This is a genomic window from Desulfotomaculum copahuensis, from assembly GCF_001655685.1.
Lineage (GTDB): Bacteria > Bacillota > Desulfotomaculia > Desulfotomaculales > Desulfovirgulaceae > Desulfotomaculum_G > Desulfotomaculum_G copahuensis.
In genome coordinates, this window is the sequence record NZ_LYVF01000027.1 from 1 (window position 1) to 727 (window position 727).

Here is a 727-nt window from a genome sequence, read left to right on the forward strand (position 1 = left end):
GCTGCTTTTGTACTTCTTTACGAACCATTTTTATTCCCTGCCCAAATTTGTAATATTCGTCGCCCGAAGTCGTACAATACAGGTATGTCAATGATATAAGCCATAATAATCTATCTATTGATTTTGTTGAGCGTACTTGATACGTATTTAGTCCAAGATTATTCTTTGTCTGTCTAAAGAATATTTCTATAGGCCATCTCTGACTATAGTATTTTAGAATAGTCTCAGTATCTAATTCAGTATCAGTACATATAAATGCATGTAGAGCCTTCTGATTTTTAAAAGCTTTCTCAGTCCAGCACATTAGAACTACAGCATTATCTATCCCATTTAAAGCTCCTTCATAGCGATACACCCAGTACCTAGAACCATTCACTGTAACGAGGTGAACTTCGTTCTTTTCGATATATTGGGCAAAGTCTTTTATCTGAATTCTAATGCCTTGTGGATAGATAATTCTATTAGTTTTTAGTGCTCCTATGAGATGGTATCCTCTTTCAAAATGTGCTTCTATTACTTTCTTGTTTATGTACCATGAATCACATAGTCCATATGCTGGTCCTTTAGGTATTGGAAGCATAGATACCATTTCACATATTCTTTCGATTTTGCTTTTGCCACCTTTTTCATAGCGTTCGATGTAGTAAGGCAATACTACTTTGCCGCATGATAGCATCATGGTAAGAAGCTGATGTCCCCAAACTTGTTTTCCTTTTAAATGTGATTG

The 727-nt window shown here is 35.4% G+C and carries 1 protein-coding gene; it reads right to left on the bottom strand.

Annotated features, from left to right (window positions below; genetic code table 11):
* A partial coding sequence (locus tag A6M21_RS17720) for a transposase (protein WP_151191765.1) occupies positions 1-727 on the bottom strand: 727 nt, incomplete at both ends.